General features: G+C 71.1%; 19 protein-coding genes. 9 read left to right on the top strand and 10 right to left on the bottom strand.

Going from position 1 to position 15,438, the window contains the following annotated elements; all coding sequences use genetic code 11:
- The first annotated feature begins 61 nt into the window (after nt 1–61).
- Nucleotides 62–481, top strand: coding sequence for a Sec-independent protein translocase protein TatB (tatB, locus tag QFW96_RS28175; protein WP_281458779.1), 420 nt, complete (start codon nt 62–64; stop codon nt 479–481).
- A gap of 126 nt (nt 482–607) precedes the next feature.
- On the opposite strand, the gene QFW96_RS28180 is transcribed toward tatB, so the two are convergent.
- From QFW96_RS28180 to QFW96_RS28190, 3 genes are all read right to left on the bottom strand, one after another.
- Nucleotides 608–1,771, bottom strand: a complete 1,164-nt coding sequence (locus QFW96_RS28180; protein ID WP_281458780.1) for an MFS transporter — start codon at nt 1,769–1,771, stop codon at nt 608–610.
- A 159-nt stretch (nt 1,772–1,930) separates the two neighbouring features.
- The gene (locus QFW96_RS28185; protein WP_425524810.1) at nt 1,931–3,463 is read right to left on the bottom strand and encodes a leucyl aminopeptidase family protein; all 1,533 of its coding nucleotides are present in this window, start codon (nt 3,461–3,463) and stop codon (nt 1,931–1,933) included.
- Between the two features lie 260 nt (nt 3,464–3,723).
- A complete protein-coding gene (locus QFW96_RS28190; protein WP_281458782.1) occupies nt 3,724–3,891 on the bottom strand; it encodes a DUF3117 domain-containing protein in 168 nt (55 codons plus the stop codon).
- A gap of 376 nt (nt 3,892–4,267) precedes the next feature.
- Between QFW96_RS28190 and QFW96_RS28195 the strand changes: the two genes are divergently transcribed.
- Nucleotides 4,268–5,050 (top strand): enoyl-CoA hydratase-related protein, encoded by a 783-nt coding sequence (locus QFW96_RS28195; RefSeq protein ID WP_281458783.1) that lies wholly within the window; start codon nt 4,268–4,270, stop codon nt 5,048–5,050.
- A 69-nt stretch (nt 5,051–5,119) separates the two neighbouring features.
- Here QFW96_RS28195 and QFW96_RS28200 read toward each other — a convergent pair whose 3' ends face one another.
- The 3 genes from QFW96_RS28200 to QFW96_RS28210 form a co-directional block, all read right to left on the bottom strand.
- Nucleotides 5,120–5,743 (bottom strand): DNA-3-methyladenine glycosylase I, encoded by a 624-nt coding sequence (locus QFW96_RS28200; RefSeq protein ID WP_281458784.1) that lies wholly within the window; start codon nt 5,741–5,743, stop codon nt 5,120–5,122.
- Nucleotides 5,736–6,083 carry a DivIVA domain-containing protein gene (locus QFW96_RS28205; RefSeq protein WP_093415054.1) on the bottom strand — a complete coding sequence of 116 codons (348 nt, stop codon included), beginning with the start codon at nt 6,081–6,083 and terminating at the stop codon, nt 5,736–5,738. Before QFW96_RS28205 ends, QFW96_RS28200 begins: the two co-directional genes overlap by 8 nt.
- Before the next feature lie 259 nt (nt 6,084–6,342).
- Complete coding sequence (locus QFW96_RS28210) at nt 6,343–6,672, bottom strand: PadR family transcriptional regulator (protein ID WP_281458785.1); 330 nt, start codon at nt 6,670–6,672, stop codon at nt 6,343–6,345.
- 231 nt (nt 6,673–6,903) lie between these two features.
- On the opposite strand from QFW96_RS28210, the gene QFW96_RS28215 reads away from it, so the two are divergent.
- Nucleotides 6,904–7,266, top strand: a complete 363-nt coding sequence (locus QFW96_RS28215) for a hypothetical protein (protein WP_281458786.1) — start codon at nt 6,904–6,906, stop codon at nt 7,264–7,266.
- A gap of 1 nt (nt 7,267) precedes the next feature.
- Here the strand turns inward: QFW96_RS28215 and folP are convergent, their stop codons facing one another.
- The 3 genes from folP to QFW96_RS28230 are packed head-to-tail and all read right to left on the bottom strand — an operon-like array spanning nt 7,268 to nt 9,473.
- On the bottom strand, nt 7,268–8,143 hold the full coding sequence (gene folP, locus QFW96_RS28220) for a dihydropteroate synthase (protein ID WP_281458787.1): 876 nt from the start codon (nt 8,141–8,143) through the stop codon (nt 7,268–7,270).
- A complete protein-coding gene (locus QFW96_RS28225) occupies nt 8,140–8,691 on the bottom strand; it encodes an LOG family protein (RefSeq protein ID WP_281458788.1) in 552 nt (183 codons plus the stop codon). The genes folP and QFW96_RS28225 overlap by 4 nt, the downstream gene beginning before the upstream one ends.
- Entirely contained in the window at nt 8,688–9,473 is a 786-nt protein-coding gene (locus tag QFW96_RS28230) for an LOG family protein (RefSeq protein WP_281458789.1), read from the bottom strand. The genes QFW96_RS28225 and QFW96_RS28230 overlap by 4 nt, the downstream gene beginning before the upstream one ends.
- A gap of 232 nt (nt 9,474–9,705) precedes the next feature.
- Between QFW96_RS28230 and QFW96_RS28235 the strand changes: the two genes are divergently transcribed.
- Nucleotides 9,706–10,647, top strand: a complete 942-nt coding sequence (locus QFW96_RS28235; protein WP_281458790.1) for a slipin family protein — start codon at nt 9,706–9,708, stop codon at nt 10,645–10,647.
- A 169-nt stretch (nt 10,648–10,816) separates the two neighbouring features.
- Here QFW96_RS28235 and dapE read toward each other — a convergent pair whose 3' ends face one another.
- Nucleotides 10,817–11,893: a succinyl-diaminopimelate desuccinylase gene (dapE, locus tag QFW96_RS28240; protein ID WP_281458791.1), complete on the bottom strand. Its 1,077-nt coding sequence runs from the start codon at nt 11,891–11,893 to the stop codon at nt 10,817–10,819.
- A gap of 128 nt (nt 11,894–12,021) precedes the next feature.
- On the opposite strand from dapE, the gene QFW96_RS28245 reads away from it, so the two are divergent.
- The 5 genes from QFW96_RS28245 to QFW96_RS28265 all read left to right on the top strand — a co-directional run bounded on the left by QFW96_RS28245 (nt 12,022) and on the right by QFW96_RS28265 (nt 15,427).
- Nucleotides 12,022–12,315, top strand: a complete 294-nt coding sequence (locus QFW96_RS28245; RefSeq protein WP_281458792.1) for a hypothetical protein — start codon at nt 12,022–12,024, stop codon at nt 12,313–12,315.
- 5 nt (nt 12,316–12,320) lie between these two features.
- Nucleotides 12,321–14,057 carry an alpha/beta hydrolase gene (locus QFW96_RS28250; protein ID WP_281458793.1) on the top strand — a complete coding sequence of 579 codons (1,737 nt, stop codon included), beginning with the start codon at nt 12,321–12,323 and terminating at the stop codon, nt 14,055–14,057.
- Entirely contained in the window at nt 14,054–14,560 is a 507-nt protein-coding gene (locus tag QFW96_RS28255; RefSeq protein WP_281458794.1) for an LppA family lipoprotein, read from the top strand. Before QFW96_RS28250 ends, QFW96_RS28255 begins: the two co-directional genes overlap by 4 nt.
- Nucleotides 14,557–14,886 carry a hypothetical protein gene (locus QFW96_RS28260; RefSeq protein WP_093415069.1) on the top strand — a complete coding sequence of 110 codons (330 nt, stop codon included), beginning with the start codon at nt 14,557–14,559 and terminating at the stop codon, nt 14,884–14,886. The genes QFW96_RS28255 and QFW96_RS28260 overlap by 4 nt, the downstream gene beginning before the upstream one ends.
- Nucleotides 14,887–14,992: 106 nt before the next feature.
- The gene (locus tag QFW96_RS28265) at nt 14,993–15,427 is read left to right on the top strand and encodes an LppA family lipoprotein (RefSeq protein WP_281458795.1); all 435 of its coding nucleotides are present in this window, start codon (nt 14,993–14,995) and stop codon (nt 15,425–15,427) included.
- Nucleotides 15,428–15,438 lie beyond the last annotated feature (11 nt).

Raw genomic sequence — 15,438 nt, forward strand, 5'->3', positions numbered from 1 at the left:
TGGTGTTGTCGGCAGCTCGGCGTCGGTCCCCGAGCCACGAGGATCCCAGAGGAGTCGAGAGGTGTTCGATAGCGTCGGCTGGCCCGAGCTCCTGGTTCTCGCCCTGGTCGGGTTGTTCGTGCTCGGTCCGGATCGGCTGCCGCAGGGCGCCGCGTGGCTGGGCAAGACGATCCGGCAGGTCAGGGAGTACGCGACCGGGGCCCGCGAGCAGATCCGCTCGGAGATCGGTCCGGAGTTCGACGAGCTGAAGAAGCCGCTCGACGAGCTCCGCAGCGTTCGCAACTTCAACCCCAAGACCGCCGTCACCAAGCACCTGCTGGACGGCGAGAACCCGTTCGAGGAGTTCTCGAAGAACTCCTCGCCCCTCAACGGGCACACCCCGTCCACCAACGGCCACACCCCGGCGCCCACCCCGCCGAAGCCGGCCGAGCGCCCCCTGGCCCCCGGCGAACGCCCCCCGTACGACGCGGACGCCACCTGACCAGGTCTTTCGTTCGCATGACCGGTCCCGACCGCAGGGGCACGCCCGTCACCTGACTCGATTTCAATGGAAGTCGGACTCCTGATCTCAACGGAAATCGGGAACCCGACTTCCATTGAAATCGGGTCACCCGCGCGGGGTGGTGAGGGTGCGGGAGAAGGCGACCGCGATCGCGGCGAGGGCGAGCCAGATGCCGAGGAGCAGGGTCATGCCGGGCCAGCCCCAGGCGCCGTAGGCGATGCCGCCGAGGACTCCGCCGACGCTGCTGCCGCCGTAGTAGGCGAGCTGGTAGAGGGCCGATGCCTGGCCGCGCGCCTCGGCGGAGGCGCGGGTGCCGACCCAGCCGTTGGCGACCGAGTGAGCGCCGAAGAACCCACCGGTGAACACCACCAGGCCGACCAGGATCACCGACACCGAGTCCGGCAGCATCAGCAGCAGACCGGCTCCCGCCACCGCGAGGCTGGTCAGCAGCACCCGCACGCGCCCCCAGCGGTCGGCGGCGCGCCCGGCCAGCGCCGAGGTCACCGTGCCCGCCGCGTAGGCGAGGAACGCCAGCGCGGCCAGCGCCGGGGGCACCAGCAGCGGCGGGGCGGTGATGCGGAAGGCCAGCACGTTGTAGACCGTCACGAAGCTGCCCATGCCCAGCGCCGCGACCAGGTACGGCGGGTACAGCCCGGGGTCGCGCAGGGCGGCGCCGAGACCGCCGAGCAGCGGCCCCCAGCGCAGCGGTTTCCGCTGGTGGCGCTGCTCGGACGGCAGCAGGACGACGAACGCGACCGTGCACACCGCGGCCAGCAGCGCGACCGCGAGCACTCCGCCGGACCAGCCCCAGAAGTCGCCGACGACGCCGCCGAGCAGCCGACCGGTCATGCCGCCGATGGTGGTGCCCGCGACGTAGAGCCCGACGGTGGTGCCCAGCCGCACGCCGCCGGTCTCGTCGACGAGGTAGGCGGTGGCGACGGCGGCGAGCCCGGCCACGGCCGCCCCCTGCACCAGCCGCAGCCCCACCATCAGCGGGAACGAGTGCACCCACGGCAGCACGAGACCGAGGAGCTCGGCGACGACCAGGCTGGTGATCATGGTCTTGCGGCGGCCGACGGCCTCCGACAGCGTGCCCAGCGGGATCGCCGACACCGCCAGCCCGAGGGTCGCCGCCGAGACCAGCAGCGCCGCCGAGCCCGGGCTCAGCCCGTACTCGCCCGCCAGCTGCGGCAGCACCGGCTGCGGCGCGTAGAGCAGGGCGAACAGGGCCAGCGCACCGAGCAGCAGCGCGATCCGAATCCTGCGCACACGTCCGGCCGACACCATGCTTTAGACGTTAAACACCACCTGATCGACGGCGCCCGGAACCGTGCCGGTCATCACCCGTGGCGCTCGACTCAGCGATCAGCCCGCTCCCCGGTCAGCCCGCTCCCCGGTCAGCCCGCTCCCCGGTCAGCCCGTTCCCGGTCAGCTCAGCTCGGAGGCGAGCTCGGCCAGCGTGCGGGCGGCGAAGCCGGTGCCGCCGACCGTGACCTCCGAGTAGTCCTTGTCGGCCCGCGCGGGCCCGGCGATGTCCAGGTGCGCCCAGCGCACGCCCTCGGTGAACTCGCGCAGGAACAGCGCCGCGGTGATCCCGCCCGGACCGGCCGGGGTCTGCTTGACGTCGGACAGCGCGCCCTGGACGGCCTCGGCGTGGTCCTCCAGCAGCGGCATCCGCCACCAGGACTCGCCGACCCGCTCGCCCGCCCCGGCGATCTGGTCGGCCAGCTCGTCGTCGGTGGCGAACAGGCCGCCGGTGCGCAGGCCGAGCGCGACCTTCATCGCGCCGGTCAGCGTCGCGACGTCGATGAGCACGTCGGGCTGGAGCTCGTCGACGGCGTAGGCCATCGCGTCGGCCAGCACCATCCGCCCTTCGGCGTCGGTGTTGCCGACCTCGGTGGTCTTGCCGCCGTAGTGCCGCACCACGTCGCCGGGCCGGTAGGCGGTGCCGGAGACGTGGTTCTCGGCGGAGGGCACCAGGCCGGTCACCTTCACCGGCAGACCGAGCCGGGCGATCGCCAGCAGCGCGCCGATGACCGCCGCGCCACCGGACATGTCGGTGCGCATCAGGTGCATGCCGTCGGCGGGCTTGAGCGAGATGCCGCCGGTGTCGAAGGTGATGCCCTTGCCGACCAGCACCAGGTGCGGGCCGGTCGCGTCCTGCGGCCGGTAGTCGAGCTGCAGCAGGCGGGGCGGGCGGGACGAGCCGCCGCCGACCGCGAGGATGCCGCCGAAACCGTTGTCGGCCAGCCACTTCTCGTCCCGCACGGTCGCGGTGAGGTTCGCGACCGGCCCGGCGAGCTCGGCGGCCAGCCCGGTGAACCAGGCCGGGTCCTTGACGTTGGAGGGTGCGTTGGCGAGGTCGCGGGCCAGCGCGGTGGCGGCGGCGAGCTCGCGGGCGCGGCGCACCGACTCGCGCAGCGCGGCGACGTCGGCGCCGTCCGGGGCGACGAGCAGGACCTTGCGCAGGCGCGGCGGCGCGGGCTCGTCGGTGACCTTGAACCGGTACCCGCCCAGCGCGAGCCCGAGGGTGAGCTCGCCGATCAGCTCGTCGCCGACGTCGTCGGGCAACCGGACCTGCAGGTAGTCGGCGTCGGAGGCGTCGCCGAGGTCCCCGGGTTCGGAGTCGCCGTCGCCCGCACCGGTCAGCTTCTCGCGCACCGCGCGGGCCAGGCCCGCACCGGCGGAGCGCCACTGCGCGGGGGTGCCGGAGCCGACGCCGACGAGCCAGCCGACGTCACCGGAGCGCAGCGGGAACGCCTTCGCGTCCCCGGCCGAGGCGGAAGCGCCGAGCGCGGTGAGCACCTCGGCGTCCACAGAGAACCGTTCGGCCGCAGCGGCCAGGTCCGGGCCGGTCTCGCCGTCGAAGACCGCCGTCGCGCCCGGCACTCCGTCCCGCCACCGCTGCACCACGTCCACTTCGACCAGAGCGGTCGGGATGACGGGCAGCTCGGGCTCCACCCCGCGGGCGGACTGGCCGCCGCGGTAGGAATGGGCGGAACGGAACACGGAGGCACCGGGCACGAGAAGACCTTCCTGCACGGACTGGCCGTGCGAACTCGAACTGGGGCGCCGACGAGAGACCCCGGCACCGCGCTCGGCACCGGGGCCCGACGAGCACGCTCGTCGCTCGTCGACGTGATTTTCAGTTGTCGCCTCGGCCGGGAGGCGCCGTGACCGCGTCAGCCGGCCGGCAGCGCGTCCCGGACCGCCTGGCGGCCTCAGCCGGTGGCCGACTCCAGGGCGTCGCCCAGGTTCTTGGCCTCCTCGACCGACATCTCGACGACGAGCCGCCCACCACCCTCAAGCGGGACGCGCATCACGATGCCGCGTCCCTCCTTCGCCACCTCGAGGGGACCGTCACCGGTCCGGGGCTTCATGGCCGCCATAGCGTGCTCCCTCCGTGAAATCTTCCCCCGCTGGTCGCCACAACCAGCTCGGGTCCACCCCCATTCTCCCCCATCCCGAGGCGTGGACGAAACCGAACCGATCAACTCGTGTCGCCCGTGCGCTGGTCGAATATCGCCGACGGCTGGCAGACTCACCGTTCGTGTGGGGTGTTTCGGCGCCGTTCGGCACATCGCGGACACCGTCTGCGATCACCGTGAGGAGCCGTTCCACTCCGGCGTGTCACCGATCTCACGGCGGCCGTCCCGGCGACCAGCGGGGACACCGTCCAACCGGGACGGCGCGCCGGCCGCGCGGTCCACAGTGGAAGTGCTCGCGCGATCCCGCCGCAACGGACGTCAAGGCAAGGAGCTTGGAGTGACCGACGTACTGCTGACCGAGGACACCGCTGGTGTGCGGCTGCTCACGTTGAACCGCCCCGAGTCGTTCAACTCGCTCAACATCGAGCTCAAGCAGGCGCTGCTGACGGCCCTGCGGGAAGCCGCGGCGGACGACTCGGTGCGCGCGCTGGTGATCACCGGCGCGGGCAAGGCGTTCTGCGCCGGACAGGACCTCAAGGAGCACATCCAACTCCTCTCCAGCGGCGACCCGAGCCCGCTGAAGACGGTCGAGGAGCACTACAACCCGATCACCAAGGCGCTGGCGACGATGCCCAAGCCGGTGATCGCGGCCGTCAACGGCACGGCGGCCGGGGCGGGCGCGGCGATCGCCTACGCCAGCGACCTGCGGATCGCGGCGACCGGCTCGAAGTTCCTGATGGCCTTCGCCAACGTGGGCCTGTCCACGGACTCGGGCGCCTCCTGGACGCTGCCGCGGCTGATCGGCTACGGCCGCGCGATGGAGATGCTGCTGCTGGCCCAGCCGGTGCAGGCCGACGAGGCGCTGCGCATCGGCATGGTCAACCAGGTCGTCGAGGACGCCCTGACGGTGGCGATGGAGCTGGCCACCCGCATGGCCGCGGGCCCCACCTTCGCCTACGCCCGCATCAAGGAAGCCGTCCAAGCAGCCTCCGCGGAGGCCCTCGACGAAGCCCTCGCGGTCGAAGCGGGCGCCCAGAACGAAGCGGGCCTCACGGCAGACCACAAGGAGGCGGTCGCCGCCTTCGTCGACAAGCGCGACCCCAACTTCACGGGCCGCTGACCCTCGGCCACCCGATTTCAATGGAAGTCGTGTTCCCGACTTCCATTGAAATCGGGAACCCCCGCGCGGTCAGGCTCGCCAGCAGTGCTGGAGGTGGTCGTCGACCATGCCCGTGGCCTGCATGAGGGCGTAGCAGGTGGTGGGGCCGACGAAGACGAAGCCCCGGCGTTTGAGCTCCTTGGCCATGGCCTTCGACTCGTCGGTGATGGCGGGGACGTCGCCGAGCGCGGCCGGGCGTTCGGATTCCGGCCTGCGGGGCGGGGCGAAGGACCAGAGGAGGTCGTCGAGCGGGACGTCGAGGTCCAGGACCGCGCGGGCGTTGGTGATGGCGGCGTCGATCTTGGCGCGGTTGCGGACGATCGAGGCGTCGGCCAGCAGCCGCTGCCGGTCGTCCTCGTCGAAGGCCGCGACCTCCTCGGGGTCGAAACCGGCGAAGGCCTCGCGGAAGGCCGGGCGCTTGCGCAGGATCGTCAGCCACGACAGGCCGGACTGGAACGACTCCAGGGTGATCCGCTCGTAGAGCTCCGGGACCCCGCGCAGCGCGACTCCCCATTCCTGGTCGTGGTAGGCGGCGTAGTCGGGTTGCGCGGCGCCCCACGGGCACCGCGCGCGACCGTCCTCGCCGATGACGACCGCCCCGTTTACAGCGGCCCCGTTACCCGCAGCCCCGTTGCCGACGGCACCGTCACTCATCCTCGGCACCGCCCCGGGCGCGCGCCTTGTCGAGCTCCTGCCCGGCGACGTCGAGCTGGCGCTCCAGCACCGCGATCCGTCCGTGCAGCTCGTCGAGCTCGCCGGCGAGCCGGTCCAGCACCCAGTCCACCTCGGTGACCTTGTAGCCCCGCAGGACCTGCTGGAACCGGACCGCGCGCACGTCGGAACCCTCGACGTCGGACGAGGGGAGCCGGGTGGGCGTGGAGCCGGGCGGCAGCGGCGCGAGCTGCTCGCCCCGCCCGAACACCAGCGAAGCGAGCAGGTACACGACGGCCGCGACCGCCAGCACCACGAACACGTAGATGAGCGCACTAGCCACGGAGCCAATCGTGGCACGCCCCACCGACCGTCAGGCAGACGGCCGGATCGCACGCGGCGCAGCCGCGAGGCGTGAACACCACCCTCGCAGCCCGCACCGCCGCGGGTTCTGAGACGTCGTCTGGCGAGTACGCCGGGACGCCGCGTATTGGCTGGCATACATCAGGAGCGGCGCACGGAGTCCAGACGGCGTCTCAGGTTCCGCTACCCGCACCGCCGAGCAAGACGACCGCGGACGGAGATCCGGTCTTGGCGGGTGCTCAGGTCTTGGCAGGAGCCGTGAGGACTCCTTCGATGGCGTGGGTGAATTCTCGCCAGGCGCGGCGTTCCGCCTGGAGGGTTTGGGTGCCCGCCTGGGTGAGCCGGTACGTGCGCCGCTGGCGGCCGCCAACGGTGCTCCAGGAGCTCTGCACGAATCCGGCTCGCTCTAGTCTGCGCAGCGCCGGGTAGACCGTGCCGGTGGGCAGGTCCAGGGCGCCACCACTGCGTTCCTGCAAAGCCTCGATGATCGCGTAACCGTGCAACGCCCTGCCGTCGAGGGTGGCCAGGAGCAGGGCGTCCAGGTGGCCGCGGAGCGCATCAGCCTTCACAGGTAGCGACTCTACGGATATTTCCGGGCAGTGTCACCGCCTCCACACAAGAGGACCAAGGTCCTTTCGCGATCAGGACCTCCATGATGTGAGTCACAGCAGCTTGAGTCGGCCGATCGGGTGGTGTGGACCCGAACGGACGCTCCCGATCGGCTGAATCGAGCACACTCGGGGATCGTGAAACGGAGGCCGACCCTCCCTCCGCCGAACCCCGACCAGGAGCCGATTGCCGTGCCCGACCGCGAAGCGGAAACGACCAGTGGTGCCGGCCTGCTCGCCAGGTCCGCCCCGGCCACCCCGAGCCCCCGGGACACCACCGACCACACCGACCGGCTGGCCGCCCTCGACCAGGCCCGCGTCTACCTGAACTCGCTGGTCGACGTCCTCGACCAGCACCCCGCACCGAGCCTCGACCTCGACGAGGCGAAGTGGCGGCTCGCGGAGATCGTCGACGAGCTGGCCGTCGAGCAGCCCAGCCCGCCGCGGGTGCAGTCGCGCTGGATCCGGCTGGTGCCGGTGCTGCGCGAGGTCCGCCCGGACATCCCGTTCCCCGCCCTCACCCACCTGATCCGCACCGCGCTCGGCGTGGCCTGATTCAGGCCAGGCCGCGCAGCACCTGATCCGGCTGCCGGGTGCCGGAGATGGTGGCGACCATGTCGACGACCCGGCGGGTCTCGCGCACCTGGTGCGCGCGGAAGACGCGGGCGCCCTGCCACGCCGCCACGGCTGTCGCGGCCAGGGTGCCCTCCAGCCGTTCGGTGACCTCGGTGCCGAGGGTCTCGCCGACGAAGTCCTTGTTCGACAGCGCCATCAGCACCGGCCAGCCGGTGTCGACGAGCTCGCCCGCCCGGCGCAGCAGCGCCAGGCCGTGCCAGGTGTTCTTGCCGAAGTCGTGCGTCGGGTCGATGAGCACGCCTTCGGCCGGAACGCCGAGCGCCACCATCCGCTCGGCCCGCTCGACGAGCTCCGCGGTCACCTCGGCGACCACGTCGGCGTAGCGGGGGCGGTAGGCGTCGGTGCGCGGGGCGAGCCCGCCGGTGTGCGAGCAGACGACGCCGACGCGGTGCTCGGCGGCGACCTCGGCCAGCTTCGGGTCGGCGCCCGCCCAGGTGTCGTTGAGCAGGTCTGCGCCCGCTTCGCAGACCTGGGCGGCGACCTCGTGCCGCCAGGTGTCGACGCTGATCACCAGGTTCGGGTGCCGCTCGCGGACCGCGGTCACGAACGGCACCACCCGGGCCGCCTCGTCGGCGGCGTCGACGCGTTCGCCCTGCGCACCGGCGCGGACACCGCCGATGTCGACGATGTCCGCCCCGTCGGCCACCGCCCGGTCGACCGCGGCGAGCGCGGCGTCGGCGGCGAACGTGCGGCCGCGGTCGAAGAACGAGTCGCGGGTCCGGTTGACGATGCCCATCACCAGCGGCCGGTCGGACGGCATCTCCTTGTCCCGGAACCGCAGCTGTCGTGCGCTCATGCGGCGAGGGCGTCGAGGGCTTCGTCGACGTCGGCGGTCACGGTCAGCACGTCGAGCGAGCGCTGCGAGGCGAAACCGGTCTCCACCAGGCCGTTGAGCCAGTCCAGCAGGCCCTGGAAGTGCCCGTCCGGGTCGAGCAGCACCACCGGCTTGGCGTGCATCCCCAGGTAGCGGGCGGTCCAGATCTCGAAGAGCTCCTCGCAGGTCCCGATGCCGCCGGGCAGGGTCAGGAACGCGTTGGAGTGCGCGTCCATCAGGCCCTTGCGCTCGCGCATGGTGTCGACGACCAGCAGCTCGTCGGAATCGGTGTCACCGACCTCGCGGTCGACCAGCGCCCGCGGGATGACGCCGATGGTGCGGCCGCCGTCGGCGCGGGCCGCGCGGGCGATCTCGCCCATCATCGAGACCTTGCCGCCGCCGGAGACCAGCGTCCACCCGCGCTTGGCGATCTTGCGACCCACCTCGGCGGCCAGGTCCAGGTAGTGCTGCGGCACCGGCCCGGACGCGCAGTAGACGCAGACCGATACGTCCGCCGAAGGGGTGTTCAATGGGTCGCCTCCCACGCCTCGTAGGCCTCCTGCACGATCGACACCGCGTCGTCGATGTCGTCGGTGACGTGCAGCAGCTCCATGTCCTTCTCGCCGATCTTGCCGCCTTCGAGCATCCGGTCCCGGATCCAGTCGTAGAGCCCCTGCCAGTAGTCGCTGCCGAAGAGCACGACCGGGAACTTGGTGACCTTCTTCGTCTGCACCAGGGTCAGCGCCTCGAACAGCTCGTCCATGGTGCCGAAGCCGCCGGGCAGGCAGATGAACGCCTGCGCGTACTTCATGAACATCGTCTTGCGGACGAAGAAGTACCGGAAGTTGACGCCCAGGTCGACCCACGGGTTCAGGCCCTGCTCGAACGGCAGCTCGATGCCCAGGCCGATCGACAGCCCGCCGGCCTCGGAGGCGCCGCGGTTGACGGCCTCCATCGTGCCGGGGCCGCCGCCGGTGATGGACGCGCAGCCGATCTCGGCCAGCGCCTTGCCCAGCGCCACGCCGGTGGCGTACTCGGGGTGCTCGCGCGGGGTGCGGGCGGAACCGAAGACGGTGACCGCGCGCGGCACCTCGGCCAGCGCGCCGAAGCCCTCGACGAACTCGGCCTGGATCCGCAGCACCCGCCACGGGTCGGTGTGCACCCAGTCGGAAGGGCCTCTGGAGTCCAGCAGGCGCTGGTCGGTGGTGGTCGGCTCGCTCAATCTGGAGCGGCGCAGCACCACGGGTCCGCGTTGCTTCTCGTGCGGGCGCTCCACGCCGTTGGGTTCACCCCACTGGCCATCGACTGTCATGGTGTCGAGCCTACGCAGCCGCCGATCGTTCTCCGAGTCGCCCCGCCGCTGTACGCGGACGGTGAAATGCCTGTTCACGGGGGATTCACAGGGCCGTCTCGCGGCGTACGATACGAAGAAAAGATCTAGCGGCGCCGGCGACGCGAGCCGGGCGCCACCCGCAGATCCGCTCCTGATCTACGCAGGCGCTCCAGCGCCGTCGGGCCGTCCCCCACGAGCCCGGGAGTCGATCATGCTCATCGAACTGCTCATCGCAATCCTCGTGCTCGGTGTCGTCTACGTCGCTTCGAGCGTCAAGATCATCAAGCAGTACGAGCGGGGCGTGGTGTTCCGCTTCGGCAGGCTGCAGGAGCTCACCCGCGGCCCCGGGATCACCACGATCGTTCCCGCCGTGGACCACTTGCGGAAGGTGAACCTGCAGATCGTCACGATGCCGGTGCCCGCGCAGGAGGGCATCACCCGCGACAACGTCACGGTCCGGGTCGACGCGGTCGTGTACTTCCGGGTGCAGGACGCGGCGCGGGCCGTGGTCAACGTCGAGGACTACCTGTTCGCGATGGGTCAGCTCGCCCAGACCTCGCTGCGGTCGATCATCGGCAAGAGCGACCTCGACGACCTGCTGTCCAACCGCGAACGCCTCAACCAGGGCCTGGAAATCATGATCGACAGCCCGGCGCTGGAGTGGGGCGTGCACATCGACCGGGTGGAGATCAAGGACGTCTCGCTGCCGGAGTCGATGAAGCGCTCCATCGCCCGCCAGGCCGAGGCGGAGCGCGAGCGCCGGTCGCGGGTGATCTCCGCCGACGGCGAGTTCCAGGCTTCCCGCAAGCTCTCCGACGCCGCCCGCGTCATGTCCGACACCCCCGCTGCGCTGCAGCTGCGCCTGCTGGAGACGGTCGTCGAGGTCGCGGCGGAGAAGAACTCCACGCTGGTCCTGCCGTTCCCGGTCGAACTCCTCCGGTTCGTCGACACCATCCAGCAACAACCGGGCACCCAATCGGCATCCGAGACCCCCGCGGAAGCGGAGGTCCCGAGCGAACCCGAACCCCAGGAGCTCACCGAAGCCGAACGCCGAGCCGCGGACCTCCCGGCCGAAACCACCCCCGCCCCAGCCCTCCCCCAGCAAAGAGCCACCGAAGAACCGGCCGACACGGAGGTCCTCGGCACCGCCTAACCCCCTCCCGCCCCCAGCGGGTCCTCGATTACTCCGGTAATCCGGTACCCGATTACCGCAGTATTCGGGTACCCGATTACGGCGGTAATCCGTGTTCCGCACGGAGAACTCCCGTAATCGGGGGACGGAATACCGGAGTATTCGGGGACCTCCCGGGCGGGGTGAGGGGTCAGGCGAGGAAGCGGTGGAGGGTGGCCGCGCAGTGGCGGATCTCCGCCGTGCGGACGTGCTCGTGCTGGGTGTGGGCCAGGGTCGGGTTGCCGGGTCCGAAGTTGACCGCCGGGAGGCCCCTGGCCGCGAAGCGGGCGACGTCGGTCCAGCCGAGCTTGGCGACCGGCTCCGCCTCGGAAGCCGCGACGAGCTCGGCGGCGGCCGGCGAGGTCAGGCCGGGCAGGGCACCCGCCGAGAGGTCGGTGACCACGACCTCGTAACCCGAGAACAGTTCGCGCAGTTCGGCTTCGGCCTGCTCGGCGGACTTGTCGGGGGCGAAGCGGTGGTTGACCGTGACCACGCACGAGTCCGGGACGACGTTGCCCGCGACGCCGCCGGCGATCTTCACCGCCTGCAGCCCCTCCCGGTACTGGAGACCGTCGATCACCGGGTTGCGCGGGGTGTGCTCGACCAGCCGCTGCAGGATCGGCTGCGCGGCGTGGATCGCGTTCTCCCCCATCCACGCGCGCGCCGTGTGCGCGCGGGCGCCGGTGGTGCGGACCTCGACGCGGATCGTGCCCTGGCAGCCCGCCTCGATCGAGCCGTTCGACGGCTCGCACACCACCGCCAGATCGCCGTCGAGCCACTCCGGCAGCTCGCGCTCGATGCGGCCGAGACCGTTGCGCTCGGCTTCGATCTCCTCGCAGTCGTAGAACACGAAGGTCAGGTCGTGGCGCGGTTCGGTGAGCGCGGCGGCCAGGTTCAGCATGACCGCGTCGCCGCTCTTCATGTCCGTGGTGCCGCAGCCGTGCAGCAGCTCCTCGTCACCGGAACCGGTGCGGTGCGACGGCAGGTTGTCGTTGATCGGCACGGTGTCGAGGTGCCCGGCCAGCACGACGCGCGCGTCGCGGCCGAGGTTCGTGCGCGCCAGCACGGCTTCGCCGTTGCGGACGACCTCCAGGTGCGGGGCCTGCGCTCGCAACGCCTGCTCGACGGCGTCGGCGATGGTCTTCTCCGAGCCGGAGACGCTGGGGATGTCCACCAGCGCGGCGGTCAGCTCGACGGGGTCCGAGGTGAGGTCCAACGAAGCGGTCACGCCCGGCAGGCTACTCGGGTGAACTGCGTGACCTGCACCGGCGGGAACCGAATCGCCCGAACCGCCATCAGAGTCAAGATCAGCGGGCTAGGCTCCCGCATCGAATCGGGCGGCTCGCGGAGGCGGACATGAGCTACAGGGCGGAACCGGAGGCGCTGCGCGCGGCCGGTCGGAAGGCGGTGCTCGCCGGGGAGCAGGCCGAGCAGGTGCGGCTCGGCGACCCGGCCACCGACATCGCCGAGGCGATGCCGGGTGGCAAGAGCGAGGGCGCGGCCAAGCGGGTCGCGCAGAGCTGGCAGCGCACGCTCAAGACCTGGGGCGGCGACGCCCGCGCCCACGGCGAAGCGCTGACGAGCTCGGCCGACGAGTACGAGCGCGGCGACCGCGACGGCGCCCGCGGCATCGACTCGGCGGGGCGGTGAACGACGTGGTCAGCTACGCCGACGTGCGCCGGTGGAAGCCCGAGCAGCTCGACGCCGTGCACCAGCAGCTCGGCAACCGCCGCGACGACCTGATCAACCTGCAGGACGAGCTCGACGCCTCCCGCAACCCCGACGGCTGGACCGGCGACGCCGCCCAGCGCTCCGCCGACCAGCACCGCGAGCTCGTGGAGCGGATGCGTTCGCTGGTCGCCGAGGTCGCCACGGTCCGCGCTGCCGTCGCCACCGCCGCCGACGAGGTCACCGTGATCAAGCGCCGGGTGGAGATGGCCGACCGGGAGGCCGAGGGCCACGGCTTCCAGATCACCGAGGAAGGCGGCGTCCGCGACGTCAAGCCACCGGAGAACGTGCCGGCCGGCGAGGCGGAACAGGTCCGCGCGCAACGCATCCGGGTCCGCGACGACCTGGTCGACGAGATCGAGAAGATCCTCGACCAGGCAGAAGCCACCGACGCGGCCCTCGCCGAAGCCCTCGACGCGGCCGACGAGGACGAAGTCCGAGCAGGCGCGGGCACCACCCTGGCCAGCGCGGCGAAGACCGAAGATCTGACCGCGCTCGCCGACTCCGCCGGTCAACCACCGCACAACACCGCGAAGGCCAACGCGGCGTGGTGGAAGTCCCTGTCGGACGAGCAGCGCTCGGCGCTCCGCGAGAACCCACCACCGTGGCTCGGCAACCGCGACGGCATCCCCGCCGTCGTCCGGGACGAGGCCAACCGCGCGAACTTCGACAAGACCCGCTCCCAGCTGCGCGACGAACGAAACCGACTGGCGCAGGGTGGGATCAGCGAGGACGAGCAGGCCGAAGCCGACCAGCTCGACGCGAAGCTCAAGGACCTCGATGCCGTCGAGGACACGATCGCCCGGGACAACCGGCAGCTGCTCGTCCTCGACGCGAGCGGCGAGCGGGTGAAAACGGCTGTCGCCGTCGGAGACGTGGACACCGCCGACCACGTCTCGGTGTTCACGCCCGGCTTCACCACCACTGCCGCGGACAGCCTCAAGGGGGCCGACGCCGAGACCCAGAACCTGGTGGCCGAGTCGCAGCGGGAGATGATGCGCGCCGGCAAGGACGGCGAGGTCGCGGGCGTGTTCTGGCTGGGTTACGAGGCCCCTCAGACGGACGAAACCGCGGATGTGACCGGCGATTCCGTGGTCAGCTCGGAATCGGCGAAGGAAGGTGGGGAGAAGCTCAACGAGTTCTACAAGGGCATCAACAGCTCCCGCGACACAGACCCGCACCTGACCGCCATCGGCCACTCCTACGGCTCCACGACCACCGGCTACGCGTTGCAGGGAGGCGGGCACGGCGTGGATGACGCGATCATCTACGGCTCCCCCGGCGTGGGCACCAACGACATCGAGGACCTGCACGTCCCGGAGGGCCACACCTACCGGTTGGAGGCCAAGGACGACTTCGTCGCAGACCTGTCCCGGTTCGGCGGCGACCCGTCGCACATGGACGGGTTCACCGATCTGTCGACGGAGAAGTCCGAGGAAGGCGCGCAGGTCACCGGGCACAGCGACTACCTCCACCCGGACACGACGAGCCAGCACAACATCGCCTCGGTGGTGGGTGGCGTGCCGGAGAACGCGGTGGAGGGCAAGACCGACGGCGTCGGCGATGCCCTGTCCTACGTCCCCCACCAGGTGCAGGAAGGCGCTTCGGCTGTGCACGACTGGGGCAGCGACCGCATTGCCGACGTCAAGGACCTGTTCTCATGAGGCGACTCGCACCACTGATCCTGGCCGCCGCGCTCCTGACGGGGTGCGCGGGACAGCCCGACGGGGGAAGCATGGAAGACCAGCTCAACGCACTGCGGCAGCGTCCCACCTTGGGAGAGGTCACCGCCGACTACGACCGGATGCAGCAGGAGCTCCGAGAGCGGTTGGTGGCCGAGCTGGGGCTGCCGGAGTTCAGCGACAAGGGCAACACGGGCCAGTCCGCCTGCACGGACTTCGCCGACGTGCCCGGCGCCGAGCAGCGCACTCTCGCGACGTGGATGCAGGAAGGTGGCATCCCGGACGAGAAGTGGGAGCGGGCGCTGCAGATCGCCACCGAGGTGGGCAGCACGCGCGGGTTCACCGAACTGCACGTGGTGACCGACCGCCCCGGCGACCACAAGATCGAGCTGCACAACTCCTACGGAGCGAAGCTCCAACTGGGTTCGGCCGCCAACACCGTCCTGAGCGTCCGCACCGGGTGCCATCTGGCGGTGAAGGGATGAGCGACGTGGACACCAGCGGGCGGACTGCTGCGGTGATCTTCGCCGTGATCGCCACCCTCGCGGCGTTCCCCGCGATCTGGTTCACCGGCGTGATCGGCGTCTTCGCCGCGTCCGTCCCGTGCGATTCCGGCTCGTCGGGCACCTGCCTCCCGGTCGGGGTCGCTGCGATCGTGGCCGTGCTGGTCCTGCTCGCCGCGCCGATCCTGCTGTGGATCAGGGTGGTCCGGCCCGGCTCGACCGGGGGCGCGGTGGCGACGGGGTTGATCACCCTGATCGTCGCCCCGCTGCTGGCCTTGGGGGCGATGAGCCTCGGTCTGGCCATCTGAGAGCGGCATCACACGTCCGTGGCGTCGTCCCGTCACGGCTCCGTGACAGCGGTCCGGCATCATCCGAAGACGTCCGCTAAGACGTGTGTCTCTGACGGGGGTACCGGTGTTGGACCCGCGAAGTGCGCTGCAGCAGCGACCGAGCATCGAGCAGATCATCGCGCAGTACGGCCAGATGCAGGAGCGGCTGCGCGATCTCCTCGACCACCTGGTCGGACCGCTCCGGTGGGCGGTGTCCACGCCCGAGACGAGAGTGGACTGCACCGAGTTCGCCGGGTCCGACGCCGAGAGCCGCGTGCTGGAGTCCTGGCGGGCGGCGGAGCCGATCGCCGACCACGACTGGCCCAGCGCGGTGTCCATCGTCCGGTCCATCACCGCCGAGTACGGCTTCGGCGAGCCGGAGATCATCGTGAACCGGACCGGGGATCACGAGATCACCGGCAACGACTCCTACGGCGCCGTCTACACCTTCGGGACCGCGAAGGCGACGATCCTGACGCTGACCACGGGATGCCACCTGCCGAGCGCCCTGAAGTCCTGACCCCGTGCGGG

This window comes from Saccharopolyspora ipomoeae (assembly GCF_029952525.1).
GTDB lineage: Bacteria > Actinomycetota > Actinomycetes > Mycobacteriales > Pseudonocardiaceae > Saccharopolyspora > Saccharopolyspora ipomoeae.

Coding starts and splice junctions, on each gene's coding strand:
- QFW96_RS28200 (WP_281458784.1), bottom strand. CDS start 5,743: ATGAGTGACGGTGCCGTCGGCAACGGGGCTGCGGGTAACGGGGCCGCT.
- QFW96_RS28260 (WP_093415069.1), top strand. CDS start 14,557: ATGAGCGACGTGGACACCAGCGGGCGGACTGCTGCGGTGATCTTCGCC.
- QFW96_RS28245 (WP_281458792.1), top strand. CDS start 12,022: ATGAGCTACAGGGCGGAACCGGAGGCGCTGCGCGCGGCCGGTCGGAAG.
- QFW96_RS28230 (WP_281458789.1), bottom strand. CDS start 9,473: ATGACAGTCGATGGCCAGTGGGGTGAACCCAACGGCGTGGAGCGCCCG.
- folP (WP_281458787.1), bottom strand. CDS start 8,143: ATGAGCGCACGACAGCTGCGGTTCCGGGACAAGGAGATGCCGTCCGAC.
- QFW96_RS28255 (WP_281458794.1), top strand. CDS start 14,054: ATGAGGCGACTCGCACCACTGATCCTGGCCGCCGCGCTCCTGACGGGG.
- QFW96_RS28235 (WP_281458790.1), top strand. CDS start 9,706: ATGCTCATCGAACTGCTCATCGCAATCCTCGTGCTCGGTGTCGTCTAC.
- QFW96_RS28190 (WP_281458782.1), bottom strand. CDS start 3,891: ATGGCGGCCATGAAGCCCCGGACCGGTGACGGTCCCCTCGAGGTGGCG.